Source organism: Amphritea opalescens (genome assembly GCF_003957515.1).
Taxonomy (GTDB): domain Bacteria; phylum Pseudomonadota; class Gammaproteobacteria; order Pseudomonadales; family Balneatricaceae; genus Amphritea; species Amphritea opalescens.
In genome coordinates this window covers 154,344-179,176 of record NZ_RQXW01000003.1, presented here as the reverse complement: position 1 = coordinate 179,176, position 24,833 = coordinate 154,344, and the positions used below count along the sequence as shown (strand labels likewise).

21 protein-coding genes and 4 tRNA genes are annotated in these 24,833 nt (G+C 48.4%); 23 read left to right on the top strand and 2 right to left on the bottom strand.

The annotated features are described in order from the left end of the window. Window positions 1-29 precede the first annotated feature (29 nt). The 7 genes from ftsB to rpoS all read left to right on the top strand — a co-directional run bounded on the left by ftsB (window position 30) and on the right by rpoS (window position 5,726). Entirely contained in the window at window positions 30-365 is a 336-nt protein-coding gene (gene ftsB / locus EH243_RS04740; protein ID WP_241234993.1) for a cell division protein FtsB, read from the top strand. A 5-nt stretch (window positions 366-370) separates the two neighbouring features. Continuing rightward, on the top strand, window positions 371-1,423 hold the full coding sequence (truD, locus tag EH243_RS04735) for a tRNA pseudouridine(13) synthase TruD (protein WP_126157494.1): 1,053 nt from the start codon (window positions 371-373) through the stop codon (window positions 1,421-1,423). After that, the gene (surE, locus tag EH243_RS04730) at window positions 1,423-2,169 is read left to right on the top strand and encodes a 5'/3'-nucleotidase SurE (protein ID WP_126157493.1); all 747 of its coding nucleotides are present in this window, start codon (window positions 1,423-1,425) and stop codon (window positions 2,167-2,169) included. Before truD ends, surE begins: the two co-directional genes overlap by 1 nt. After that, window positions 2,166-2,834, top strand: coding sequence for a protein-L-isoaspartate(D-aspartate) O-methyltransferase (locus tag EH243_RS04725; protein ID WP_126157492.1), 669 nt, complete (start codon window positions 2,166-2,168; stop codon window positions 2,832-2,834). Before surE ends, EH243_RS04725 begins: the two co-directional genes overlap by 4 nt. Window positions 2,835-2,858: 24 nt before the next feature. Next, complete coding sequence (locus EH243_RS04720; protein WP_206441517.1) at window positions 2,859-3,797, top strand: polyprenyl-phosphate transporter; 939 nt, start codon at window positions 2,859-2,861, stop codon at window positions 3,795-3,797. Between the two features lie 3 nt (window positions 3,798-3,800). Beyond that, window positions 3,801-4,664, top strand: a complete 864-nt coding sequence (locus EH243_RS04715) for a peptidoglycan DD-metalloendopeptidase family protein (protein WP_126157491.1) — start codon at window positions 3,801-3,803, stop codon at window positions 4,662-4,664. A gap of 72 nt (window positions 4,665-4,736) precedes the next feature. Beyond that, window positions 4,737-5,726 (top strand): RNA polymerase sigma factor RpoS, encoded by a 990-nt coding sequence (rpoS, locus tag EH243_RS04710; protein WP_126157490.1) that lies wholly within the window; start codon window positions 4,737-4,739, stop codon window positions 5,724-5,726. Between the two features lie 104 nt (window positions 5,727-5,830). On the opposite strand, the gene mutS is transcribed toward rpoS, so the two are convergent. Then, a complete protein-coding gene (mutS, locus tag EH243_RS04705; RefSeq protein WP_206441514.1) occupies window positions 5,831-8,422 on the bottom strand; it encodes a DNA mismatch repair protein MutS in 2,592 nt (863 codons plus the stop codon). Window positions 8,423-8,905: 483 nt separating this feature from the next. Here mutS and EH243_RS04700 point away from each other — a divergent pair, with 483 nt between their 5' ends. From EH243_RS04700 to EH243_RS04635, 14 genes are all read left to right on the top strand, one after another. Next, window positions 8,906-9,397, top strand: coding sequence for a CinA family protein (locus EH243_RS04700; protein WP_126157489.1), 492 nt, complete (start codon window positions 8,906-8,908; stop codon window positions 9,395-9,397). 97 nt (window positions 9,398-9,494) lie between these two features. Further along, complete coding sequence (gene recA, locus EH243_RS04695; protein WP_126157488.1) at window positions 9,495-10,538, top strand: recombinase RecA; 1,044 nt, start codon at window positions 9,495-9,497, stop codon at window positions 10,536-10,538. A 79-nt stretch (window positions 10,539-10,617) separates the two neighbouring features. Beyond that, window positions 10,618-11,082: a regulatory protein RecX gene (locus EH243_RS04690; protein WP_126157487.1), complete on the top strand. Its 465-nt coding sequence runs from the start codon at window positions 10,618-10,620 to the stop codon at window positions 11,080-11,082. Window positions 11,083-11,287: 205 nt separating this feature from the next. Next, on the top strand, window positions 11,288-13,840 hold the full coding sequence (gene alaS / locus EH243_RS04685; protein ID WP_126157615.1) for an alanine--tRNA ligase: 2,553 nt from the start codon (window positions 11,288-11,290) through the stop codon (window positions 13,838-13,840). A gap of 39 nt (window positions 13,841-13,879) precedes the next feature. Continuing rightward, window positions 13,880-15,115, top strand: a complete 1,236-nt coding sequence (locus EH243_RS04680) for an aspartate kinase (protein ID WP_126157486.1) — start codon at window positions 13,880-13,882, stop codon at window positions 15,113-15,115. Between the two features lie 150 nt (window positions 15,116-15,265). Continuing rightward, on the top strand, window positions 15,266-15,448 hold the full coding sequence (csrA, locus tag EH243_RS04675) for a carbon storage regulator CsrA (protein WP_126157485.1): 183 nt from the start codon (window positions 15,266-15,268) through the stop codon (window positions 15,446-15,448). A 67-nt stretch (window positions 15,449-15,515) separates the two neighbouring features. Further along, window positions 15,516-15,605: transfer RNA gene (locus EH243_RS04670), tRNA-Ser, on the top strand. A 4-nt stretch (window positions 15,606-15,609) separates the two neighbouring features. Beyond that, window positions 15,610-15,686: transfer RNA gene (locus EH243_RS04665), tRNA-Arg, on the top strand. Window positions 15,687-15,755: 69 nt separating this feature from the next. Then, window positions 15,756-15,832 (top strand) — tRNA-Arg (locus EH243_RS04660). A gap of 81 nt (window positions 15,833-15,913) precedes the next feature. Then, window positions 15,914-15,990, top strand: a tRNA-Arg gene (locus EH243_RS04655). Between the two features lie 349 nt (window positions 15,991-16,339). After that, complete coding sequence (gene thiI, locus EH243_RS04650) at window positions 16,340-17,797, top strand: tRNA uracil 4-sulfurtransferase ThiI (RefSeq protein ID WP_126157484.1); 1,458 nt, start codon at window positions 16,340-16,342, stop codon at window positions 17,795-17,797. A 269-nt stretch (window positions 17,798-18,066) separates the two neighbouring features. Beyond that, window positions 18,067-18,309 carry an OadG family protein gene (locus tag EH243_RS04645; protein WP_126157483.1) on the top strand — a complete coding sequence of 81 codons (243 nt, stop codon included), beginning with the start codon at window positions 18,067-18,069 and terminating at the stop codon, window positions 18,307-18,309. 59 nt (window positions 18,310-18,368) lie between these two features. Beyond that, window positions 18,369-20,144, top strand: a complete 1,776-nt coding sequence (gene oadA, locus EH243_RS04640) for a sodium-extruding oxaloacetate decarboxylase subunit alpha (RefSeq protein ID WP_126157482.1) — start codon at window positions 18,369-18,371, stop codon at window positions 20,142-20,144. Between the two features lie 12 nt (window positions 20,145-20,156). Next, on the top strand, window positions 20,157-21,458 hold the full coding sequence (locus EH243_RS04635; RefSeq protein WP_126157481.1) for a sodium ion-translocating decarboxylase subunit beta: 1,302 nt from the start codon (window positions 20,157-20,159) through the stop codon (window positions 21,456-21,458). Between the two features lie 99 nt (window positions 21,459-21,557). Here the strand turns inward: EH243_RS04635 and EH243_RS04630 are convergent, their stop codons facing one another. Beyond that, on the bottom strand, window positions 21,558-22,481 hold the full coding sequence (locus EH243_RS04630; protein ID WP_126157480.1) for a histone deacetylase family protein: 924 nt from the start codon (window positions 22,479-22,481) through the stop codon (window positions 21,558-21,560). A gap of 327 nt (window positions 22,482-22,808) precedes the next feature. On the opposite strand from EH243_RS04630, the gene EH243_RS04625 reads away from it, so the two are divergent. Both EH243_RS04625 and EH243_RS04620 read left to right on the top strand, forming a co-directional pair. Continuing rightward, on the top strand, window positions 22,809-24,434 hold the full coding sequence (locus EH243_RS04625) for a response regulator (protein WP_241234992.1): 1,626 nt from the start codon (window positions 22,809-22,811) through the stop codon (window positions 24,432-24,434). Window positions 24,435-24,608: 174 nt separating this feature from the next. Next, a complete protein-coding gene (locus EH243_RS04620; protein ID WP_126157478.1) occupies window positions 24,609-24,788 on the top strand; it encodes a hypothetical protein in 180 nt (59 codons plus the stop codon). Window positions 24,789-24,833 lie beyond the last annotated feature (45 nt).

The following is a 24,833-nucleotide window of genomic DNA, read 5'->3' as shown; positions in this document are numbered from 1 at the left end:
ACTATATAGAATAAGAGTGCTGTCAAACTGTGTTTCGCTGGAGTTTATTTCGTTCAATTTTGTTGCTGCTGTTGGTCTGTTTGATCGGACTGCAGTATCGGCTATGGTTTGGCGAGGCTAATCTTGGTGATGTGCAGGCATTGCAGCAGGAGATCGAACGGCAACGGGCTGAAAATGACCTTCTGGTAAATCGCAACCATCAGTTAGATGCTGAGGTTAAAGACCTTAAGCAGGGACTGGAGGCGCTGGAAGAGCGTGCCCGAAATCAGCTGGGAATGATAAAAGAGGGCGAGTCCTTCTTTCAATTGGTTCCCGCGTTGCCAGGAAAACCACCGGCCGATAGCGGTCAGTCACGGAACCCCTAGCGTCAATGAACTTTCCAACTGAATTACAATATTTATATGGTGAGCCTGCCAGTCGTGCGGTTATCCGAACTGAGCCCGATGACTTTCGAGTAATAGAAGATCTGTCGTTTGAACCTGAAGGCAGCGGCGATCATGTGTTTCTGTATATCCGTAAGACGGGCGAAAATACCGACTGGGTTGCTCGGCAGTTGGCACATTTTTGTCAGGTTAGCCCAAAAGAAGTGGGTTATGCAGGCAAGAAGGATCGCCATGCCATCACTGAACAGTGGTTTAGCGTACATATGCCCGGTCGATCCCCGTTAACCTGGTCGTTGTTTGAAACCGATACTATCAAGGTACTGAAATCGGTTAAACATACGCGTAAATTAAGGCTGGGCAGTCTGACCGGTAACCGTTTTCAGATACGTTTACGACAAGTGACCGAGCCTGCTGTTTTACTGAGCCGAGTGGAAGAGATTCGCCAAGGCGTGCCAAACTATTTTGGTGAGCAGCGCTTTGGTCATCACGGCGGTAACCTCACCAAGGGAGCGTTACTGATTGCGGGTAAGTTAAAAGAACGGCAACGGCACAAGAAAGGCCTATATATCTCCGCCGTACGCTCCTATATGTTTAATCAGTTGGTTTCCCAGCGAATAGAACAATCTTTCTTTGCTCAGCCAATGGCCGGTGATGTATTGATGATCAACGGTAGTCAAAGTTGTTTTCCCTTTGAAGCAGAAGATGAGACGATTCTGAGTCGTTTGCAGTCGGGTGATCTGCATCTGACGGCGGCGATGTGGGGACGAGGCCGTTCTATTTGTACTGCCGATGCGGCTACGTGGGAAATAGAGCAATTAACACCTTGGCAGGAGCAGTTGGCCGGGTTAGAAAAGTTAGGACTGAATCAGGAGCGCCGCTCAACTCGATTGATGCCTGGGCATCTAACGATTGAGCAGGAAGCGGATGATCAGTTTTTGTTAGCCTTCGACCTGCCTGCGGGTAGCTTCGCGACTAGCGTGTTACGTGAATTAGCACAGGTGTCATCGGCAGCCGCTCAACCGGACCCCGAGGCTGAATAATGAAATTATTACTATCGAATGATGATGGTGTTTATGCCCCAGGCTTGGAGTCATTGGCGCGAATTTTAGCGCAGGATGCTGAGGTAGTGGTGGTTGCGCCTGACCGAAACCGTAGTGGTGCGAGTAACTCTTTAACACTGGACCGTCCACTGGAATCGCATCATCATCAAAACGGTTTTGTGAGTATTAATGGAACGCCGACCGATTGTGTGCATCTAGGGATTGGGATCTACAGTGATGCGCCCGATATGGTGATTTCTGGGATTAACTGTGGCTGCAATCTGGGTGATGATGTGATCTATTCCGGCACGGTGGCGGCTGCGATGGAGGGGCGACATCTTCACCTGCCGCCTATTGCCGTATCGTTAGAAGGGAGTAACCCTCAGCATTATGATACCGCGGCAGAGGTAGTGCGACAGCTCATTAAGAATATTCGTGGGTTGGTGTTAGCGCCGCGGACGGTGTTGAATGTGAATGTTCCAGATCTGCCGTTAGATCAGATAAAGGGGACCCATGTGACCCGTTTAGGTCACCGAGTGATGGCGGATGCGCCGGTTGAATCCTTCGATCCTCGTGGTAAGCAGCGGTTTTGGATTGCGGGCGCCGGTGTCGCGGCTGACTGCGGCCCTGGTACTGATTTTTTTGCGGTAAAATCGGGCTATGTTTCGATAACCCCCCTTAATATAGATATGACTCAGTATTCCGGTATGGATAATCTGAGTAACTGGTTAGAGGATGCAGAGTGAATAAGTTGCAGTTGCAGGGGATTGGGATGACCTCCCAGCGTACCCGCAGCAGATTGGTGCAGCGGCTGAAAGAACAGGGTATTTCCGATCAGCTCGTGTTGGATGTGATGGGTAATACGCCGCGCCATATCTTTATCGATGAGGCACTGTCCCATCGGGCCTATGAAGATACTGCTTTGCCCATTGGATTTAACCAAACGATATCGCAGCCTTATATTGTTGCGCGCATGACCGAGATTCTATTAGCTGGCGGTCCATTGGAACGAGTACTCGAAGTGGGTACCGGTTCGGGCTATCAGACCACGGTTCTGGCACAATTGGTTAGCAAGGTGTTCAGTGTCGAGCGGATTAAGCCTCTACAAGAGAAAGCGCGTCAGCGATTTTCGTTATTGAAAATCCGTAATGTCTCGCTGAAACACAGTGACGGTGGCATGGGTTGGGCTGAGCGAGGCCCTTTCGATGGCATTATGGTCACTGCGGCACCGGAAGAGGTCCCCGCTGAATTACTCATTCAGTTAGCGGTGGGTGGACGATTGGTGATTCCGGTGGGTGGGACACAAAACCAGCAACTTAAACTGGTTATTAAGGTCTCAGAAACGGAGTATGAAACATCGGTGCTTGAAGGGGTTAAATTTGTGCCGCTCTTGAGTGGTACGGTACGCTGAGCAGATAGATTGACGGAAGGTTAAATGAATACAAAGCGTACAACTAGGGATTTTCTAGGGCTGTTTTTTAAAGGCGTGATGATGGGCGCTGCCGATGTGGTTCCCGGTGTTTCCGGCGGTACCATTGCGTTTATTACCGGCATCTATGAAGAACTGATTAATACGATTAAAAGCTTTAATCCTGCCGCGTTGCGGGTGCTGTTTAAGCAGGGGCCGGCAGCTTTCTGGAAGCAGGTCAATGGCAACTTCCTCGTTGTACTGCTCGCCGGTATTGTGGCCAGTATCGCGACCATAGCCGGCGGAGTGTTGTTTCTGCTTAGCAACTACCCGATTTTATTATGGGCATTCTTTTTTGGTTTGATTCTGGCGTCGGTGTGGCTGGTAATGAGCCATATTAAAAAATGGGATGCGAACCTCGTCTCCAGTTTTATTATCGGAGCCATTATTGCTTATCTCATCACCAGTCTCGCGCCGGTGAGCGTTGAACCAACGGCGACGATGGTATTTATCTCCGGTGCTATCGCCATCTGTGCGATGATTTTACCCGGTATCTCTGGGAGTTTTATTTTACTACTGCTGGGAATGTATGCGCATATCTTGACGGCAGTTAAGGGGGTGGATCTCCAGCTCATTAGCCTATTCATGTTAGGCTGTGTCGTCGGTATTATGAGCTTTTCTCGGGTGCTAAGCTGGATGTTTAGCCATCATCATCAGGTAACCTTGGCATTGTTATCAGGCTTTATGTTGGGCTCGCTGAATAAGGTGTGGCCGTGGAAATATACCCTCTCTTACACCATTAATCGGCACGGAGAGCAGGTGCCGTTATTGCAAGATAATGTACTCCCGTGGCATTTCGAGAGCATTACGGGGCAACCATCCTTTCTGCTTTGGGCGTTGGGTTTGGCGCTGGTTGGTATTGCGATTGTGGTTGTCATGGAGCGCTTTCAGGCAGCTAAGGAATAAACTATGGTGAGAGCTCACGCTGATACTTTCACAGCCACGGCGTTATTCGTCGTTGTTTTGATGCTGTCCGCCTGTGGCTCTAACAGTCGTTATACGCCGATTGATGAACGTTCCATTGGCGGTCGCCAGCCGGTCAAAGTGGTGAGTAGTCAGTCGCCCGGTCAGTATCGGGTGCGACGAGGTGATACGCTTTACTCGATCGCATTTCGTTATGGCTTAGATTTTAAGCAGTTGGCGCGGCGTAATAATATCGGCGCTGATTATCAAATCTATCCGGGTCAAGTTTTGTCCCTTAATGGCTCCGCTCCTCGAGCGGCGCAGAGATCTTCCTCCGTTAAACCCAGTCAAAAACCTGTAGCGGTCGCGCCCACGAAAACAACCAAACCGGTCAAACGAACGACTACTCCAAAAGTGGTTGCCGCCCCTGTGGTAGCGACTAAGAAAAGTACGTCAACAAGCACTCAAAAAGCGACCAAGTCTACTGCTGCCCGCACCTTGAGTTGGCGCTGGCCCACGTCTGGCCAGATTATTCAGCGTTTCAGTAGTAAGGGTAAGGTTAATAAGGGGATTAACTTTGCTGGCCCAAAAGGTGCGCCGGTGTATGCGGCTGAGGCGGGTGAAGTGGTCTATGCCGGTAGTGGTTTATTAGGTTATGGCAATCTTGTTATTATTCACCATAATCAGAAATTTCTAAGTGCGTATGCGCATAACAGTCGCATTCTTGTGAAAGAAAATGATAAGGTAAAAACAGGCGACAAAATTGCTGAGATTGGCAATAGTGGCGCTGCCCGAACAATGCTGCATTTTGAGATTCGCAGAGATGGCCAACCTGTTGATCCAATGTTGTATCTGCCGCGTAAACGATGAACACTTAATTCATTATCACTAAGTAGTAACTCATAAAAAGTAATAATAACGAAGTTACTCGGGATTAATACGATGGTAAATGTAGAAAATAATGAGCAGGGGCTAGAGACCGTTTCAGTTGATGTAAAAGAGACTGACCTGGCTGATAAGACGAAAGACGAACCCACATTTCTCAACAGCGGACGGGGCAAAGGGAGTATGGCCCATAACGATCTGCTGAGTGCCAAAACGCTGGATGCGACACAGTTATACCTGAACGAAATCGGCTTTTCTCCATTGCTCACTGCCGAAGAGGAGGTTTATTTCTCTCGGTTGTCTTTAAAAGGCGATGAGCCTTCCCGTAAACGGATGATTGAAAGTAACCTGCGCTTGGTGGTTAAAATTGCGCGACGCTATATCAACCGAGGCTTAACACTGCTTGATCTGATAGAAGAGGGTAACCTTGGGCTAATTCGTGCGGTCGAAAAATTTGATCCCGAGCGAGGCTTCCGCTTTTCAACCTATGCGACCTGGTGGATAAGACAGACCATCGAGCGGGCGATTATGAATCAGACCCGTACTATTCGGTTGCCGATTCATGTCGTCAAAGAGCTGAATGTTTATCTACGTGCCGCGCGCGAGTTAGCGCAGAAGCTTGATCATGAGCCAACGGTTGAAGAGATCGCAGCAGCGGTTGATAAACCGGTAGAAAATGTCGAGAAGATGTTTGGCTTGAACGAGCGGGTAACATCGATCGATGTGCCGGTGGGTAAAGATTCTGACAAGATGTTGTTAGATACCATTGCCGATGAGGAATCGTCCGACCCGGAAACCTTGCTGCAAAAATCGAATATTAGCGGTAATTTGGAAGGTTGGCTGAATATGTTGCCGGAAAAACATTCTGAAGTACTGTCTCGACGATTTGGTCTTAGAGGCTATGAGATGAGCACGCTAGAAGAGGTCGGCAGAGAGATCGGCCTGACCCGAGAGCGGGTACGGCAGATACAGGTAGAAGCGCTGCGTAAATTGCGTGAAATTGTTGAACGCAATGGCCTTTGTGGTGAAGACCTACTGAAAGGTTAGTGCACTCTATCTTATTGTTGGCCTCATAAAACCGAGCATATCATCTGCTCGGTTTTTTGTTTTTAGGCCCAGCCGATTAGCTGAGCTAGAGTGCCCTTTTTGCTTTAGCTTCGATCAGCCTCTTTTTTGAGCACATAGAGAAGATCGAGTGCTTGTCGTGGTGTCAGGTTGTCCGGTTCCAGTGCCTTCAGTTGCGTCAGAGCTGGATGAGGGCGGGGCGCGACAAATAGATCATCTTGTACCGGTGGCGGCTGGCGGCGTTGTTCGGTTTGTCCGGTATCTTCCTCCAGTTGAATGAGCTTTTGGCGAGCACGACTAATAACATTTGCGGGAACGCCCGCCAGTTGTGCGACCTGTAAGCCGTAGCTCTGACTGGCAGGGCCCTCCTGAACCTCATGCATAAAGACGATATGATCTTGATGCTCCATCGCTGTTAGGTGAACATTAAAAACCCCTTGGCAGAGCTCTGGCAGCACCGTTAATTCAAAGTAGTGGGTCGCAAACAGGGTCATGGCTTTGACCTCGTTGGCTAGATATTCCGCAGCAGACCAAGCCAGTGATAGCCCGTCGAAGGTGCTGGTGCCGCGCCCAACTTCATCCATGAGCACTAAACTGCGCTCCGTGGCATTATGCAGAATGTTGGCGGTTTCCGTCATCTCAACCATAAAGGTTGAACGGCCACCGGCTAGATCGTCCGAAGACCCCATACGCGTAAAAATACGGTCAACTAAACCGATAGTCGCTGACTGTGCTGGGACATAGCTGCCAATGTGAGCCAATAGTGTGATGAGAGCTGCTTGGCGCATATAGGTGGATTTACCACCCATGTTTGGGCCGGTAATAATCAGCATTTGCCGCTCAGGGGAGAGGCTTAGGTTATTGGCAACAAAAGGATCGTCGAGTACATCTTCGACCACGGGATGGCGGCCGCCAGTAACCTGAATTTGCGGCTCATCGGTCAGGGTAGGGGCGACGTAATCGAGGCTGTCTGCGCGTTCGGCGAGGTTACACAATACATCGAGCTCAGCGAGCGCGGCGGCACTATCTTGAAGTTCAGCGAGAGGTTCGGCTAGGGTTTCTATGAGCGCTTCATAAAGTGATTTTTCTCGGCTTAGGGCGCGGCTTTTAGCGCTTAAAGCCTTATCTTCAAAGGTTTTTAGCTCTGGGGTGATATAGCGTTCGGCGTTTTTGAGTGTTTGACGACGAATATAATCCGCAGGCACATCGGCTTTCTGCGCTTTACCTATCTCAATAAAGTAGCCATGTACGCGGTTGTACCCCACTTTTAGAGTGCTGATGCCGGTACGTTCCCGTTCACGGGTTTCAAGTTGAACCAAGTAGTCCCCCGCGTTTTCACTCAGACCGCGGAGTTCATCCAGTTCGGCATCATAGCCGGTAGCAATAACACCACCATCACGGATCACGACTGGCGGGTTTTCAATCACGGCTTTATTTAAAAGCTCGCTGAGCTCAGGGAAGGTGCTAATGGTTTCCGCAAGCGCTTTGAGTCGAGGGGGTTGGGTGGGCGCTAGGTGGTCCTGTATCTCTGGTAATACCTGAAAGGCGTTCTTTAGTCTTTCAAGATCGCGGGGCCGTGCAGAGCGTAACGCCACCCGTGCCAGCACCCGTTCAATGTCACCGATCTGCTTCAGTGCAGGGGATATCTGTTCAAAATGATAATCGCTGATCAGCCATTGTAGCGCTGCTTGTCGTGATTGCAGGGTGTTACGACAGCGTAGAGGGCGGTTAAGCCAGCGATGTAGCATCCGGCTACCCATTGCCGTCGCCGTCTTATCAATCACCGACGCAAGGGTGTTTTCCCGCCCGCCGGCAAGGTTTTGATCTATCTCTAAGTTCTTACGGGTGGCCGCATCAAGAATGACACTCTCATCGCGCTGTTCGAGGATGAGGCGGCGGATATGGGGTAGCGCGGTACGTTGAGTGTCTTTAGCATATTGCAGCAGACAGCCTGCGGCGCCAAGTGCAACAGGTAAGTGATCGCAGCCAAAGCCGCTGAGATCTTTAGTCTGAAACTGTTGGCAGAGTAGTCGCTCGGCGGTTTCCCGTTCAAAATTCCACGGGGCTTGAGGGCGTAGTCCGGTATAGCCTTTGAGGCATTCAGCGAGATTGTGGCCGTCATTAAAGAGTATTTCAGCCGGTTTGATCCGTTCGAGTTCACCGTGAAGAGCATCTTCATCGTTAATTTCCAGCAAGCTAAAGCGACCGGTGCTGATATCGACAATGGCAATGCCGTAGCGTTGTAGATCGGTATTGACGGCAATCAGCAGGCTGTCGCGTCGTTCATCAAGCAGAGCTTCGTCACTGAGTGTGCCCGGTGTGACAATACGCATGACCTTGCGTTCGACGGGCCCTTTGCTAGTAGCGGGATCGCCGACCTGCTCACAGATAGCGACGGATTCTCCGGCACGAACAATTTTAGCGATATAGCCATCGGCGGAATGGTATGGAATACCCGCCATTGGGATAGGATCACCGGCTGATTTACCACGAGCGGTAAGGGAAATGTCGAGCAGTTGTGATGCTTTCTTGGCGTCGTCAAAGAACAGCTCATAAAAGTCACCCATGCGATAGAACACCAGTTGATCAGGATGCTCCGCCTTAATTTTAAGGTATTGCTGCATCATTGGCGTATGTTCGGGTTTAGCTGCTTTGGCGGTAACGATTTTTTTTATCATTTAAATTCTAGTGACATCTATATAAAACAGTGTGTTATGGGGTCTGCTGGCCTAATTATACCGTCTGCTTCTCTGTATATTTGCTTATGTGGTACTGGGTGTCGCTAACGTTTATACAGGGTAAACAGTTCGCCCATTGAAAGAGCGCATAGTGTAGCAAAATTACCCATCAATACGGATAGAGTTTGATGCTGGAGTTTATCTGTTTCTGTACACTGCTTCTTGAGGGCAAGTTGTCTTGTTTTAATTGGGTTTTAGGTGTGGATATATCCTTTATGAGTTCGTCTATAATGAAAACCGGTCGATTAATGCATGGGGACTTTAGCAGTGATATTCTTTGTTGCAGTTTCATGAGTGCTGATGATATTCATTAATGGGCGTGTCAGTCGATAAGTGGTTTTTAGAAAGCGATTGCTCCACCCTATTAGTCGCTTACTCATGTGGATTATTGTAGAGAGTGATTACTATAGGATAGGAGGCTAAATGGAAACCGAGGCGTTGGTGGTGCAGTTAGCAACGTTGGCACAGGATCATCGAGTCAGAATTGCGACGGCGGAGTCCTGTACCGGAGGTTGGGTGGCGCAGGAAATCACTGCTTTAGCCGGTAGCTCAAACTGGTTTGAGTGTGGTTTTGTGACCTATAGTAATGAAGCGAAGACTCAGATGCTGGGCGTGCCGAAAGAGTTGTTTGTGAGTGATGGTGCGGTCAGTGAAGCGGTTGTGGCTGCCATGGCTGAGGGTGCCGTTAAGCATAGTTTGGCCGATCTGAGTGTGTCGATCAGTGGAGTCGCTGGTCCCGGGGGCGGAACGCCAGAAAAACCGGTAGGAACTGTCTGGATGGGGTGGGCTTTTGAAGGGCAAGCAACAGAGGCTCGTTGTTTTCAGTTTGACGGTGATCGGCAGGCGGTTCGTTTGTCGGCTGTGAATGAAGCCTTAAAAGGGCTTATAAAACAATTAAGTAAAAGCACTGTATAAAAAAACATATTTTTTCCTTGCAAACAGAAGCGGCTATGTTAATAATGCTGGTCAAACATACAGTATTTTAACTGCGCTGCAGAGATAGGTCATTACAATGGATGCAAACAGACAGAAAGCACTCGATGCTGCCCTGAGTCAGATTGAACGTCAATTTGGTAAAGGTGCCGTCATGAAGATGGGAGATCATCCCCGGGAAGCGATTCCTGCCATCTCGACAGGTTCTTTAGGGTTGGATATTGCTCTAGGAATAGGTGGTTTGCCAACCGGTCGTATTGTTGAAATCTACGGGCCTGAGTCATCAGGTAAGACTACCTTAACGCTACAGGTAATTGCTGAAGCGCAGAAAATGGGTAAAACCTGTGCGTTTGTTGATGCAGAACATGCACTCGATCCGGGCTATGCTGAAAAGCTCGGCGTTAATGTCGATGAAATGTTGGTCTCTCAGCCCGATACCGGTGAGCAAGCCTTAGAAATTACCGATATGTTAGTCCGTTCTAACGCGGTTGATGTTTTGGTTATCGACTCGGTTGCTGCCTTGACACCTAAGGCCGAAATTGAGGGCGAGATGGGCGACTCTCACATGGGTCTGCAAGCGCGTTTGATGTCTCAGGCATTGCGTAAATTGACGGGTAATGTGAAGAATGCCAATACACTGGTAATTTTCATTAACCAGATCCGAATGAAAATCGGTGTTATGTTTGGCTCGCCAGAAACGACAACCGGTGGTAATGCGCTTAAATTTTATGCCTCTGTTCGCTTGGATATCCGTCGTATCGGTGCGGTGAAGCAGGGTGATGAGATCGTCGGTAACGAAACACGGGTTAAGGTTGTTAAGAACAAGGTATCTCCGCCGTTCCGTGAAGCTGAGTTCCAAATCATGTATGGCCGCGGCATCTACCATATGGGTGAAGTGATAGATTTGGGTGTTAAGCATGGTTTCGTCGATAAATCCGGTGCTTGGTATGCATATCAAGGCACTAAGATTGGTCAGGGCAAGGCAAACGCGGCTAAATACCTCGAAGAGCATCCAGAAATCGCTGTAGAAGTAGAAACAGCGATTCGTGAAAAGCTATTGGTCGCGCCTGTCGCGAAAGCGAAAGATGAAAAAAAAGAAGCTGAGCCTCAACTCGATCTATAATCGTTTGAGTAATGTTTGAAATAAGGAGCCCTATGGCTCCTTTTTTGTGTGTTCTGGTTAATTTGTCTGAGGTGGAAAGATGAGAGTATTCGAAACTCAAGCTGAGGCAAAAAGTGCGGCCATTGGTTTGTTGGCTCGACGAGAGCATTCCCGTAAAGAGTTGCGGGATAAGTTGTCAGCGCGTTGTGAAGCGGTGGATCTTGACTCAGTGCTGGATGAGCTTGAATCCAAGGGATATCAATCAGATCAGCGCTTCACCGAAAGTTTTATACGTATGCGGGTGGGGCAAGGGCAGGGGTTGATCAAGATCCGTTTCGAGTTGCAGCGTAAAGGGATCGATAGTGAATTAATTGCTAGCGCCTTTGAAGAAGCTGATATTGACTGGTTCGAGCTGGCTGCGGACCTATATGCCCGTAAATACCGGACCGTCTTAGATGCAGCTGACTATAAAGAGAAGGGTAAACGAATGCGCTTTATGTCACAGCGGGGCTTCAATGCGGCGCAGATTAATTATGCCATCGAAGCCGCTTCTGAACATGAGTAACTCCGTTTTTAGATCTAAAAATCAGCTCAAACCCTCCGTCTAGAAAAACCTCCCGAAATAAAAATATTCGTAGAATTAAACGTCTCGTTATATACTACTTCGCCATTTTTGTAATGATTTTCACGTCTGTTTCTAAGTTTATGTTTTGTATCGGAAACAGTGATGTAACGGTTAGGTATTGCGAGCGATTAAAGCGATGAAAAAGATGAAAAGTGCTGAACTGCGTCAGGCCTTTCTGGAATATTTCCAGTCTCAGGGGCATGAAATTGTTGAAAGTAGTTCACTGATTCCAGCGAATGACCCAACCCTGATGTTCACCAATGCGGGTATGGTGCAGTTTAAAGATGTTTTTCTCGGTAGCGATAAGCGCCCATATAGCCGAGCTACGACCAGTCAACGTTGCGTGCGGGCCGGCGGTAAGCACAATGACCTAGATAATGTGGGTTATACGGCGCGTCACCATACTTTTTTTGAAATGCTGGGTAATTTTAGTTTTGGTGATTACTTCAAGCGTGAGGCGATCCGTTTTGCTTGGCATTTTTTGACCGAGATTCTGGAACTGCCGAAAGAGAAGCTTTGGGTTACTGTACATATCTCGGATGATGAAGCGGAAAAGATCTGGAAAGACGAGATGGGTATCGATCCAGAGCGTTTTTCAAAGTTGGACGAAGATAACTTTTGGTCGATGGGTGATACAGGCCCTTGTGGTCCATCGAGTGAAATCTTTTATGATCACGGTGCAGATGTTTGGGGTGGCCCTCCAGGTAGCCCTGAAGAAGATGGCGATCGTTATATCGAGATCTGGAACCTCGTCTTCATGCAGTTCAATCGTTCCGCCGATGGCGTGATGGCACCGCTGCCTAAGCCTTCCGTCGACACCGGTATGGGCCTTGAGCGTATCGCAGCTGTTCTGCAAGGCGTTCACTCTAACTATGAAATAGACCTATTTCAAAACTTGCTGAAAGCCGCTTCGGTTGCCGTCGGTTGCCAAGAGACAGATAACCAGTCTTTGCGAGTGATTGCGGATCATATTCGTAGCTGTGCTTTCTTGATCTGCGATGATGTTATTCCCTCTAATGAGGGTGCCGGTTATGTATTGCGCCGGATTATCCGCCGTGCGGTGCGCCATGGTAATAAGCTGGGGGCAACCGGCGCGTTCTTTAATACGCTGGTGGCGGCATTAACGGCAGAGATGGGCGATGCTTATCCTGAGCTCAAAGAGAAGCAGGCTCAGGTTGAACGTATCCTGTTAAAAGAGGAAGAGCAGTTCGCCAAAACGCTGGATCATGGATTGCGCTTGCTGGAAGAGGTTATTGCTGACCTGAAAGGTACCGAGATTCCGGGCGAGACCGTCTTTAAGTTATATGATACCTATGGTTTCCCTGTCGATTTGACGGCCGATGTCGCCCGTGAGCATGAATTGACTGTCGATATGGATGGTTTTGATCAAGCGATGGAAGATCAGCGTAACCGTGCTCGCGCGGCGGGTAAGTTCAACGTTGATTATAACGATACCTTACAGCTTGAAGGTCAGACGGAGTTTACCGGTTACAACCAGCTAGATGGCTCTGCCACCGTGGTTGCGCTGTTTAGTGATGGTGAGCCAGTGGCGCAATTAAATGCGGGCGATCAGGGTATGGTCGTGCTGGATCAGACACCTTTCTATGGCGAGTCTGGTGGACAGGTGGGCGATACCGGTGTGCTTACGGCTGCGGGTGTTGAGTTTAAAGTCGAAGACTGTACTAAAGAATCTAAAAACCATCTGCACCACGGTGTATTGGTGAGTGGTAGTCTGCAGGTGGGTGATACGGTTGCGCCTCAAGTAGATGAAGCGAGACGTCGGGCAACGGCGGTCAATCATTCGGCTACCCATATACTGCATGAAGCATTGCGTCAGGTATTAGGTGAGCATGTACAGCAGAAAGGTTCACTCTGCGATGCTGATCGGTTACGTTTTGACTTCTCTCATTTTGAGGCGGTTAAACCGGAAGAGTTGAAGCAAATCGAGCAGATCTGTAATGCCCAAATCCGTCTGAATACCCTGGTTCAAACCGATATCATGGACCTTGAAACGGCGAAACAAACCGGCGCTGCTGCCCTCTTCGGTGAGAAATATGAAGAGACCGTTAGGGTGTTGACCATGGGCGATGGTTTTTCTGTCGAACTATGTGGTGGAACCCACGCGAGCCGTACCGGTGATATCGCACTGCTGAAGATTATTTCGGAGGGTGGTATTGCAGCGGGTGTTCGCCGTATTGAAGCGGTGACCGGTGCTAAAGCGCTTGCTTATATTGATCAGTCTGCAGCGCAGCTCGAAGCCAAACTTCAAGAACAGGCGGATAAGAGTCGTCAGCTCGAAAAAGAGCTTGAGCAGATGAAAACCCAGTTGGCTGCCGCGAAAGGTGCAGACTTGTTGGGCAATGCTGTTGAAGTGAAAGGCATTAAAGTGTTGGCTGAGCAGCTAGAGGGTGTCGATCCCAAAGCATTGCGCGACACGATTGACCAGTTAAAGAATAAACTGGGAAGTGGTGTTGTGGTGTTGGCAACGATTGCCGATGGCAAGGTTAGTTTGGCTGCGGGTGTGACAAAAGATCTGACCGGGCAGGTTAAAGCCGGTGATCTTGTGCGCAACCTGACAGCCGCATTGGGCGGTAAAGGTGGTGGTCGTCCTGATTTTGCTCAGGGAGGCGGAACCGATACTGAAGCTCTGCCAGCGGTGTTGGCGACTGTACAGCAGTTAGTCGAACAAAATTTGTAATTATGACAGCCGTGAGGCTGATAAAGGGAACAGATAAGCATGGCCCTATATGTACAGAAGTATGGAGGAACCTCGGTTGGTACCGTTGATCGTATTCAGGGTGTAGCCGATAAAGTTAAAGGGTTCCGTGAAGCTGGGCATGATATTGTGGTGGTGGTTTCAGCCATGAGTGGTGAAACAAACCGCCTGATCGGTCTAGCCAAAGAGATGCAAGAAAAGCCGAGTCCTCGTGAGATGGATGTGCTGGTCTCTACGGGTGAGCAGGTTACCATCGCGCTGCTGTGTATGGCGCTTGAAGCCCGTGGTGTGAGTGCTCGCTCTTATACCGGTGGTCAGGTTAAAATTTTAACTGATGATGTGCATATGAAGGCACGGATTCAGAACATTGAAGTCGATTCGATTCGTACTGATTTACAGCAGGGCCGCGTCGTTGTGGTGGCTGGTTTTCAGGGAGTCGATCCCGACGGCAATATCACGACGTTAGGTCGTGGTGGTTCGGACACGACTGGTGTTGCCTTAGCGGCGGCACTAAAAGCTGACGAATGCCAGATCTATACTGACGTCGATGGCGTATACACTACTGATCCTCGGGTCGTAGAGGGTGCGCGACGTATGGATAAGATTACCTTCGAAGAGATGCTGGAAATGGCCAGTCTTGGTTCGAAGGTCTTGCAGATTCGTTCGGTCGAGTTTGCAGGTAAATATAATGTGCCTCTCCGGGTTCTACATAGTGTTAAGGAGGGTCCAGGTACGCTTATAACAACAGAGGAAGACAATACAGTGGAAAAACCGGTCATCTCAGGTATTGCATTTAACCGCGATGAAGCGAAGCTGACAGTTCTGGGCGTGCCAGATATTCCAGGTGTTGCTTCTCGTATTCTGGGGCCTATTAGTCGGGCGAATATTGAAGTCGATATGATTCTTCAGAATGTGGCGGCGGATAATACAACTGACTTTACATTTACGGTCCATCGTAATGACTTTGCTGCTGCGCAGGAGGTTCTTCAGCAGGTGCAGGAGGAGTTGGGCGCGCGGGAGATCAGCGGGAACAATAAGATCGCTAAGGTGTCTATTGTTGGCGTGGGTATGCGTTCTCATTCAGGTGTTGCCAGTAAGATGTTCGATACGCTCGCGGGTGACAATATCAATATTCAGATGATATCAACATCTGAGATTAAGGTTTCTGTGGTCATTGCTGAAAAGTATCTGGAATTAGCGGTGCGTGGTTTGCATTCTGCTTTCGATCTAGACGCAGCTGATACAGTTAGCGAATAAACTTACCAACAGTGGTCTATAGTTAGGCTACTGTTGAACAAATATAATGTTTAACGCAAGGTCACCCTGCGGCAGCCCATTGTTTTGCAATAATGCAAACAGGAGAGGTCAGGTCTGTAGTACTTGTCTGTTAAATAAGGAGATTTTTCTATGCTTATACTTACTCGCCGTGTTGGTGAAACCTTGATGGTCGGTGACGACGTTACCGTGACTGTTTTAGGTGTTAAAGGGAATCAGGTACGCATTGGTGTTAACGCGCCTAAAGATATTTCTGTGCATCGTGAAGAGATCTATCAGCGTATTCAGAAGGAGAAAGAGCAAGAAAGCGAATAATTGCGCTTTTACAAGATTAGGACTTTTCTTTTGAAAATCAATCTTGTATTATACGCGCCGTTGTCAAGGTGAGATGGCCGAGTGGCTGAAGGCGCGCCCCTGCTAAGGGCGTATAGGGGAAACTCTATCGAGGGTTCGAATCCCTCTCTCACCGCCATTTAGCGCCCGTAGCTCAGCTGGATAGAGTACCTGGCTACGAACCAGGCGGTCGCACGTTCGAATCGTGCCGGGCGCACCACTTCTTGAAAAGATTATTTATAATCTCTAAAGAATGGTAAATAAATGGATGCACAACATTTTTAGGTAAGCGCCCGTAGCTCAGCTGGATAGAGTACCTGGCTACGAACCAGGCGGTCGCACGTTCGAATCGTGCCGGGCGCACCACCTAAATAAATGTGAAAGCTTCAACTGCTTAATTGTTCCAACTGTTTGATTGTTTCATCTGCTTTAAAATATTACCTGTACGCGCCCGTAGCTCAGCTGGATAGAGTACCTGGCTACGAACCAGGCGGTCGCACGTTCGAATCGTGCCGGGCGCACCAGCTAATATGATTGTCTATGTTATAAATCCTCATAAATTCCCTTCAATGTTTTATCTGCTTATCTGAATGTCGAATATATCTTTAGCTTTTTAAATTATATCGATCTTTTTTCATTTCTGATTTTATTAACGCCATTATGCTCACCTATCGTTACGCTTAGTCGTCAGTCATTTATCGACAAGGCTCTTTTGATGTTTATGGTGAACAAGGCTGTCGTTGATATTGTTAAGCGTCGCGCATGATTATCACTCTTTTTGTCTATTGGGCTCTGTGCGGGCTGTATGAATTTTGTCCCCTTCTGTTAGCAATGTATAATGGCCGCCCTTTTAACCCTGCGCAGATGTAAATCATGAAATTTATTGTCAAACTCTTCCCTGAAATTACGATTAAGAGCAAACCTGTGCGTAAGCGCTTTATTCAACGTCTGCAATCTAACCTGCAAGTGACATTGAAGCGCATTGATAACGATATTAAGGTGCGGGGGTTATGGGATCGAGTTGAGGTTGAATTGCCGTCAGCGGATGTTGAGCTAAGGGAGCAGGCGATCGATTTGATGACCTGTACGCCGGGTATTCAGCATATTCTTGAAGTTGACCAGTATCCTTTGGGGAGCTTTGAAGACGTTTTTCAAATTACTAAAGAGGTCTATGCTGACCAGTTACAGGGCAAAACCTTTGTCGTGCGGATCAAGCGGGGCGGTAAGCATGAGTTTAAATCGGTAGACCTAGAGCGCTATATCGGCGGTGGCCTACTGCAACATTGTGATACCAAAGGGGTGGATCTGCACAATCCCGAGGTGACGGTTAAACTTGAGATTCGTGATGAACACCTATTTTTGATCTCCCATCAGCACAAGGGGCTTGGTGGTTATCCGCTAGGCACTCAGGAAGATGTAGTCTCTCTGATATCCGGTGGTTTTGACTCGGTGGTTGCCAGCTATATGACGATGCGTCGAGGTAGTAAAACTCACTTTCTCTTTTTTAATCTAGGTGGGCGTGCCCATGAGATGGGAGTGAAGCAGATCGCACTGTATCTGTGGCAGAAGTATGGCAGCGCTTCACGGGTTAAGTTTATTTCCGTACCGTTTGATGAGGTTGTAGGTGAAATTCTACAGAACGTTCATCACACCCATATGGGGGTGGTTTTGAAGCGTATGATGATGCGTGCGGCGGAAAAAGTTGCGGATAAAATGAAATTACCTGCATTGGTGACAGGTGAGAGTATTGCGCAGGTTTCGAGCCAGACCTTGGTTAACCTTCAGGTGATTGATTCGGTAACCAGTAAGCTAGTGGTACGACCGCTCGTTACTATGGATAAACAGGATATCATTGATATTACCAAAACCATCGGGGCGTATGATTTCGCTAAGAATATTCCCGAGTATTGCGGTGTTATTTCCGACCGCCCGACCACGAATGCGAAGTTAGAGCGTGTTGAAGAGGAAGAGGCTAACTTCGATTATGATGTGTTGGCTCAGGCGCTGGAAAATACTCAGGTGATCGCGATCGATAAAATTGTCGAAGACATCAATGTGCATACAACGATCGAAGCGTTGACCCGGGTGGGTGAGCATCAGAAAATTATCGATATTCGTCATAGTCGCGAGCAGGAGCGTAAACCGCTGAATATGCCCAAGGCTGAAGTGCTGATTATTCCCTTCTTTGATCTTGAAACAAAATTCCAAGATCTCGATTCTAGCCATGAATACCTTTTGTATTGTGATAAAGGGGTCATGAGTCAGATGCATGCCCAGAACCTACAGGATAAGGGTTATTTGAACGTTAAAGTCTATCGTCCAGAGGATTAAAACGGGTTTGGTGGCAGAATGGCTAAGTAGGTCGATTGACGTATTTTAGACGTTTTTTGTAGTTTATTTACAGACGTTGGCCACACTTTTTATCGGCTGTTTACCTTCTAAGTAGTTGCCTGAAAGGCATAATTCAGGTTTAATTGTTGGCCGTTTATTAACTGTTCATCTGTTCTGTTGCAACCGGATCCTTCACTCCGAGGAGGAGACGCGGCCACAAGCCGGCAACGGACATATGGGTTTCGTACAAAATAAGGAGCACCCGTTAGATGGATAATCTAATGTCAGAAGGCCTGAGTTTGATGGTCTTTGGTATGGGATTCGTATTCGTATTCCTGACCCTGTTGGTTTTTGCAACAGGCTTTATGTCGAAGCTGGTAACCAAGTTTGCGCCTGAGGCGAAACCTCAGCCCGCAAAACCACAACCCGCTGTTGCAGCAGCCGCCTCGCCAGGAAATGATGAGTTGGTTGCCGTTATGACCGCCGCTGTACATCAGTTCCGTAAGCACTGAGTTGCAGCCAAAACCATATATGTATTTAAAGAGCATTAATCGACAAAAGGCCTATACCCATGTCTGATAAAAAACCTCTTGGCATTACCGATGTAGTACTTCGGGACGCGCATCAGTCTCTGTTTGCTACCCGCATGCGCATTGACGACATGCTGCCAATCGCTGAGAAACTAGATAAAGTTGGTTTCTGGTCCCTAGAAAGCTGGGGCGGAGCGACGTTTGATTCCTGTATTCGTTATATTGGCGAAGATCCTTGGGATCGTATTCGCGAATTGAAAAAAGCGATGCCTAATACACAGCAGCAGATGCTGCTACGTGGACAGAACCTTTTAGGTTACCGTCACTACGCTGACGATGTTGTGAGCAAGTTTGTTGAACGTGCTGCGACTAACGGTGTTGATGTCTTCCGTATCTTCGATGCGATGAATGACCCGCGTAACTTAGAAACGGCGATTAAAGCGGTTAAGCAAAGTGGCAAGCACGCTCAGGGCACTATCTCTTATACCAAGAGTGTTGTTCATACCATTGATATGTGGGTTGAGTACGCGAAAACGCTGGAAGATATGGGTGCTGAATCGATCGCGATTAAGGATATGTCCGGTATTCTGACACCTTATGATGCCTTTGATCTCGTGTCTCGCTTAAAAGCTCAAACCGATCTCGAAGTACAGTTGCATGCACATGCGACTTCCGGTCTGTCTGATATGACGATTCTGAAAGCAGTTGAAGCCGGTATCGACCGTGTTGATACGGCTATCTCTTCTATGTCGATGACTTATGGTCATACGGCGACTGAATCTGTGGTTGCAGCGCTGGCTGGAACTGATCGTGATACGGGTCTTGATCTGTTACAACTGGAAGAGATCGCGGCTTACTTCCGTGAAGTGCGGAAGAAATACGCGAAATTTGAAGGTTCTTTACGCGGTACTGATTCCCGTATTCTGGTCGCTCAGGTGCCGGGTGGCATGTTGACCAATATGGAAAGCCAGCTGCGTGAACAAGGTGCTTCTGACAAGTTTGATGAAGTGCTGGCTGAGATTCCTCGGGTTCGTGAAGATCTCGGTTTGATTCCATTGGTTACTCCGACATCACAGATTGTGGGTACTCAAGCGGTGATCAACGTCCTGATGGGCGAGCGTTATAAAACCATTTCGAAAGAAGTTCAGGGTATCCTGAAGGGTGAATACGGCGCAGCGCCAGCACCTTACAATACCGAACTGCAGGCTCGGGTGCTTGATGGTGGTGAAGCGATCACCTGTCGTCCGGCGGATCTGCTTGAATCCGAAATGGATAAGCTGGTCACTGAACTGCAAGCGTTGGCGACTGAGAAAGGCATCAGCCTAGCGGTCGGTGAGAACGAGATTGACGACGTTCTGACATACGCACTGTTCCCACAAATTGGTCTAAAATTCCTTCAAAATCGCGGCAACCCTGACGCATTTGAACCCGCACCTACATTAGAGGACGCCCTAGCAATGGCTGCACCTAAGAATACTGGTCCACAGACTTACACCATTAATGTTAACGGTCAGAACTACGTTGTTCAGGTTTCAGAGGGTGGTGATATCACTGCTGCTGCGCCGGCCGCTGCACCTGCTGCTGCCGTACCGGCTGCGGGCCCTGCTGAATCTGTACCGGCTCCGTTGGCGGGTAATATCTGGAAGGTGATTGTTTCTCCAGGTCAGACAGTTCAAGAAGGTGATGTTCTGGTCATTCTGGAAGCGATGAAGATGGAAACAGAGATTCGTGCGGCACGTGCCGGTTCTGTTTCGACTATCGATGTTAAAGAAGGCGACACTGTACAGGTTGGTGACAGTCTGCTGACGCTAGTATAAGGGCGGTTCTGAATGGATAAGCTACTGGATCTCTGGCTCGCGTCAGGGATATATAATGTGACGCCGGGTCAGGTCTTTATGATTCTGATTGGGCTCCTGCTTCTGTTTCTTGCTATTCGTAAGAACTTTGAGCCTTTGTTGTTAGTGCCAATCGGCTTCGGCGGCATTATGGCCAATATCCCGGAAGCGGGTTTGGCGATGTCTGCTGTTGAAAATGCGATCCATCTGGGTGGCCCAGAAATGCTTCAGACATTGTCTGCTGCATTGAATATTAACAGCGCTGATCCGGCAGTCGTGACGCACGCCTATCATGCGGCAGACGCGGCAACCCATACCGCAGCGGTTTATGCGGCAAACGATCACGGCTTTAATAACGGTATGTTGTATAACTTCTATACCGTTGCGATTGCTTCAGGGGCGGCGCCTCTGCTGATCTTTATGGGTGTTGGGGCGATGACCGATTTTGGTCCGTTACTGGCGAATCCTAAAACATTATTCCTCGGGGCTGCGGCGCAGTTTGGTATCTTTGCGACTGTGATCGGTGCGGTGTCATTGACGACCTTAGGGATTATGGACTTTACAATTCAGGATGCAGCCGCCATCGGTATTATCGGTGGTGCGGATGGCCCGACAGCGATCTATGTGGCCTCATTGCTGGCACCGGATCTGTTGGGTGCGATTGCGGTAGCAGCCTATTCGTATATGGCATTAGTGCCTATGATTCAGCCGCCGATTATGCGTGCGCTGACGACGGAAGCTGAACGTAAAATTGCGATGGTGCAGTTACGCCATATCTCTAAAGCTGAAAAGATCATGTTCCCTATCGTGTTGCTGATTCTGGTTGCCCTGTTGCTACCGGATGCTGCGCCACTGTTAGGTATGTTCTGCTTCGGTAACCTGATGCGTGAGTGTGGTGTGGTTGATCGTTTGAGCGATACTGCTCAGAACGCATTGATCAACATCGTGACTATCTTCTTGGGTCTGTCGGTGGGTTCTAAGTTGTCTGCTGACAAATTCCTTGATCTGCAGACACTGGGTATTCTGCTACTGGGTGTGATCGCCTTCGGGATCGGTACTGCCTGTGGTGTGTTGATGGCCAAGGTGATGAACAAGATGGCCGGTGGTAATTCCATCAACCCATTGATCGGCTCTGCGGGTGTATCCGCCGTACCGATGGCTGCTCGGGTATCGAATAAGTTGGGACTTGAAGCGAATTCGCAAAACTTCCTGCTGATGCATGCCATGGGGCCTAACGTTGCCGGTGTTATCGGTTCAGCAGTGGCTGCGGGTGTTATGATTAAGTTTGTGGGCTAATCCCTACAGCTACAAAAAAAAACCGCCTTCGGGCGGTTTTTTTATGTTTCAGAAAGAGAAAAACGTATTTTAAAAGCCATGAATCAGTCATGGTAGCATTTAATACCCTGCAAGGACCTCTAAGTGCGCCTGTACGCTAAACGCGAGAGATACGGGATTGTACCCGCCTTCCAGTACCGAGACGATACGGCCGCCACAGGTGGTTCTAGCAGCATCGGCTAATAGTTGAGTGGCCCAGCGGTAATCCTCTTCGGTCAGATTCAAATCACCCATTGGATCTTCATGATGGGCGTCGAAGCCGGCGGAAATAAACAGAATGTCGGGTTTATGCTGTTGAATGGCAGGCAGCCAATATTTCTCTAATTTTTCGCGGAAGATTGATGCCCGAGTATGGGCTTCAATAGGGCAGTTGATGATATTGTCCCGTTGAATATTGGCATATCGTTCTGGGTAGTAGGGGTGTTGGAACGTTGAGCAGACCAACACTTCGGGTTTATCTTTGAAGATATCTACCGTGCCGTTGCAGTGGTGAACATCAAAATCAACAATCGCTACGCGGTTAACATTAGGTTGCAACAGTGCATGCATGGCGCCGATCGCCACGTTGTTAAAAAAGCAAAACCCCATCGCCGCATTATGTTCTGCGTGGTGGCCGGGAGGCCGGACGGAACAAAATGCATTGTCGACTTTTTCTGATAGCACTTGATTGGTGGCGAGAATGGCTGATCCAGCGGCTAGGCTAGCCGCATGCAGGGAGTCCGGGCAGAGCGCGGTATCTTCGTCTGCATAAAAGACGCCTTCTTCGGGGACCTTCATCTCCAGTCGTTTTTGGTGCAGGTTGGCGTGGGCCAACTGAATCTGCTCAGGGGTTACATGAACCGACTCCATCTGTTTAAGATGCTCAATCAATCCCGTTTTCTGCAAAACTTTCTGGATCGCTAAGAGGCGAATAGGGCTATCTGGGTGTTCCGGCCCCATATTGTGCAGACCTTGGTCATGATGAGTAATAAATGCGGTAGTCATAGCAGATCAGATTCTTTTATTTATAGTTAGTTTACTGGAATAACATTGTGGCGGCGCTTAGTCAAAAGTTGTAGGTAATAAATGCTGAACCAAGGTTGCCGTTGATCTGGGTCAGTAACGCTTTGCTGGTAAATGGATATGATGACCTCCACAGCATAGAACTGTATTTAGCACCGAGTGTTTCACCCTACACCGGTGCTTTTTTTTGTCTAGTAAAAAGTCTAGTAAAAACTAGATCTCGTTTTGGTACGTTTTTCCTTCCTCCCTGACGGCATGCCTCTTATACTTGGTTGAATTAAGTTTTAAACAAGGTAAACCGTGGCCTCTGTGCGTAATAACTCAACTGATACTCGAATCGATTATTCGGACAAGCATGTCCTGTTAATCGACAGCAGCGGTAATATGCGCGCAACGATCTACTATATGCTGCGTGAGCTGGGTATCAGCAATGTTAAAGCGGTGACCATCAATGACAAAGTTATACCGCTGATTGCGCAAAATGACTTTGATGTCATTCTGTTAGGTCATAATGCCAGCGACAGTGTCACCGGCATCCAGATTCTTGAAGAAGCTCGCTTTAGAGGCTTTATCAAGCCCAGTGCTGCATGGGTATGCATGACCAGCGATTCATCGCAGGAAGTGATACTGCACGCCATTGATAGCCAGCCCGATGATCTGATTACCAAACCATTCTCTATCGAAGAACTTAAATTTCGGCTCGATCATATTATGCGCCGTAAGCAAGCCTTGCGCCCTGTTGATCTGGCGATTGAATCCGGTGCGCGCTATCAGGCGTTGCAAATTTGTGAAGCGTTAATCGATCGTCAACACCCCGAATATAACCATCTACAAAAAGTACGCGGCACCCTACTGCTTGACCTCGGGGAGTATGAAAAGGCTCGCGAGCTATTTGATAGTATTTATTGGGAGTCTCGGGATAAAGAAGCGGGGCTGTACCTCTGTAAGGCATATTGTGGTTTGGATGATCTGACCGCGGCAGAACAGTTATTACAGGAACTGATTAACGATAATCCGTTATTAATTGCCGCGTATGACCTGCTCGCTGAAGTGCATGAAAAAATGGGCGATCTAGTGCAAGCCCGCGAAACCCTAAAGGAAGCGACAATCCGTGCCCCGCTGGGTATTCCGCGACAGATGGAACTCGGGCGTGTTGCTATTCAGACCCAAGAGATGGATCTGGCGAAGGGAGCTTATCGACGCTCTATCTCACTAGGTAAAAACAGTTGCTACCGCTCTGCGGAGCCTTACCTAAAGTTGGCTAACCTGCGACGTATGGAGGTGAAGAGCAGTGATGATAACGCCCGTGAGCAGATTGAACGTGAGATTGATGGGTTATTGATTAATGCCCGCCAACAGTTTTCATCGGATCGTAATGCTGAAGTAAGAGCCTTTCTTATCCGTAGTCAACTGGCGGAAGATCTCGGGGATGAGAAAGAGAAAGAACGTTTTCTACGGGATGCAAAACTGATTAATCGAGAGCTAGATACGCCCGTTGATATTGGTCGTGAGCTGTTGGTGATGTCGGGCGAAGCCCTACCGGTATTGGAAAAAACAGCAGTGGTGCCGGACAATAAAGAGGTTTATGTCAAACAGATCAATCCGGATATGAGTGATAAGGCCAATCGGTTAGGTATTAAACATTACTTGTCGGGTAAGGTCGGTTTGGCGATCAAGTCCTTTGGTGCGGCGGTTGATTTTGATTTCAATAACCATTCAGCGGTTCTGAACTTAGCTCAGCTATTTTTGGAAACCGCTCGCAATGATAAGGTGCGGCAAGAGGGGCGGCTTAAAATGGTCGATCGTTATCTTAACCTCGTTGAGCGGGTCGTGTTGGCGCCAGAGCAAAAAGCGAAGAAAATACTGCTGAAAAAATACCGTCAGATGCCGTTGGCCGAGTTGCCGTCATCTTCGTTAGGTTCCTTGCTGAAGTAGGCTTTTATGCTGTTCGATAGCGTGTGTTTGAGTGGCGTAACACCAACATTTAACGCTGATTATAGCCATCGCGTAGGGCTTTTATGTTGTATAGCCGGTAGGGTTAGCGAAAAGAGGGTGGTAGAATCAAGTCTAATCAGTAGGCTCAGTTAATCTATTTTAAAGGCTGTTGGAATGCTTCTTCATAATCGAAATATAATCCGGGTCGCTAAAGGTGACACTGTTGCTAACTGCATCATTCTAAAGATGTGCTATGACTATGCGGTCGTAAAGTTTGAAGAAAAAGAGTATCGCATCCCGTATAACGTGATTGATGAAGTGGTGGGCCATGAGTTGCTGGTGGCTATCGAATAACCACGTCGCGACAAAGATACGGATTTTGCGTGTCAGGTTTAGAGA

Excerpts from the sequence above, each read along its gene's own strand:
- truD (WP_126157494.1), top strand. The coding sequence starts at position 371 with ATGAACTTTCCAACTGAATTACAATATTTATATGGTGAGCCTGCCAGT.
- surE (WP_126157493.1), top strand. The coding sequence starts at position 1,423 with ATGAAATTATTACTATCGAATGATGATGGTGTTTATGCCCCAGGCTTG.
- EH243_RS04720 (WP_206441517.1), top strand. The coding sequence starts at position 2,859 with ATGAATACAAAGCGTACAACTAGGGATTTTCTAGGGCTGTTTTTTAAA.
- EH243_RS04715 (WP_126157491.1), top strand. The coding sequence starts at position 3,801 with ATGGTGAGAGCTCACGCTGATACTTTCACAGCCACGGCGTTATTCGTC.
- rpoS (WP_126157490.1), top strand. The coding sequence starts at position 4,737 with ATGGTAAATGTAGAAAATAATGAGCAGGGGCTAGAGACCGTTTCAGTT.
- mutS (WP_206441514.1), bottom strand. The coding sequence starts at position 8,422 with ATGATAAAAAAAATCGTTACCGCCAAAGCAGCTAAACCCGAACATACG.
- EH243_RS04700 (WP_126157489.1), top strand. The coding sequence starts at position 8,906 with ATGGAAACCGAGGCGTTGGTGGTGCAGTTAGCAACGTTGGCACAGGAT.
- recA (WP_126157488.1), top strand. The coding sequence starts at position 9,495 with ATGGATGCAAACAGACAGAAAGCACTCGATGCTGCCCTGAGTCAGATT.
- EH243_RS04690 (WP_126157487.1), top strand. The coding sequence starts at position 10,618 with ATGAGAGTATTCGAAACTCAAGCTGAGGCAAAAAGTGCGGCCATTGGT.
- alaS (WP_126157615.1), top strand. The coding sequence starts at position 11,288 with ATGAAAAGTGCTGAACTGCGTCAGGCCTTTCTGGAATATTTCCAGTCT.
- EH243_RS04680 (WP_126157486.1), top strand. The coding sequence starts at position 13,880 with ATGGCCCTATATGTACAGAAGTATGGAGGAACCTCGGTTGGTACCGTT.
- csrA (WP_126157485.1), top strand. The coding sequence starts at position 15,266 with ATGCTTATACTTACTCGCCGTGTTGGTGAAACCTTGATGGTCGGTGAC.
- thiI (WP_126157484.1), top strand. The coding sequence starts at position 16,340 with ATGAAATTTATTGTCAAACTCTTCCCTGAAATTACGATTAAGAGCAAA.
- EH243_RS04645 (WP_126157483.1), top strand. The coding sequence starts at position 18,067 with ATGGATAATCTAATGTCAGAAGGCCTGAGTTTGATGGTCTTTGGTATG.
- oadA (WP_126157482.1), top strand. The coding sequence starts at position 18,369 with ATGTCTGATAAAAAACCTCTTGGCATTACCGATGTAGTACTTCGGGAC.
- EH243_RS04635 (WP_126157481.1), top strand. The coding sequence starts at position 20,157 with ATGGATAAGCTACTGGATCTCTGGCTCGCGTCAGGGATATATAATGTG.
- EH243_RS04630 (WP_126157480.1), bottom strand. The coding sequence starts at position 22,481 with ATGACTACCGCATTTATTACTCATCATGACCAAGGTCTGCACAATATG.
- EH243_RS04620 (WP_126157478.1), top strand. The coding sequence starts at position 24,609 with ATGCTTCTTCATAATCGAAATATAATCCGGGTCGCTAAAGGTGACACT.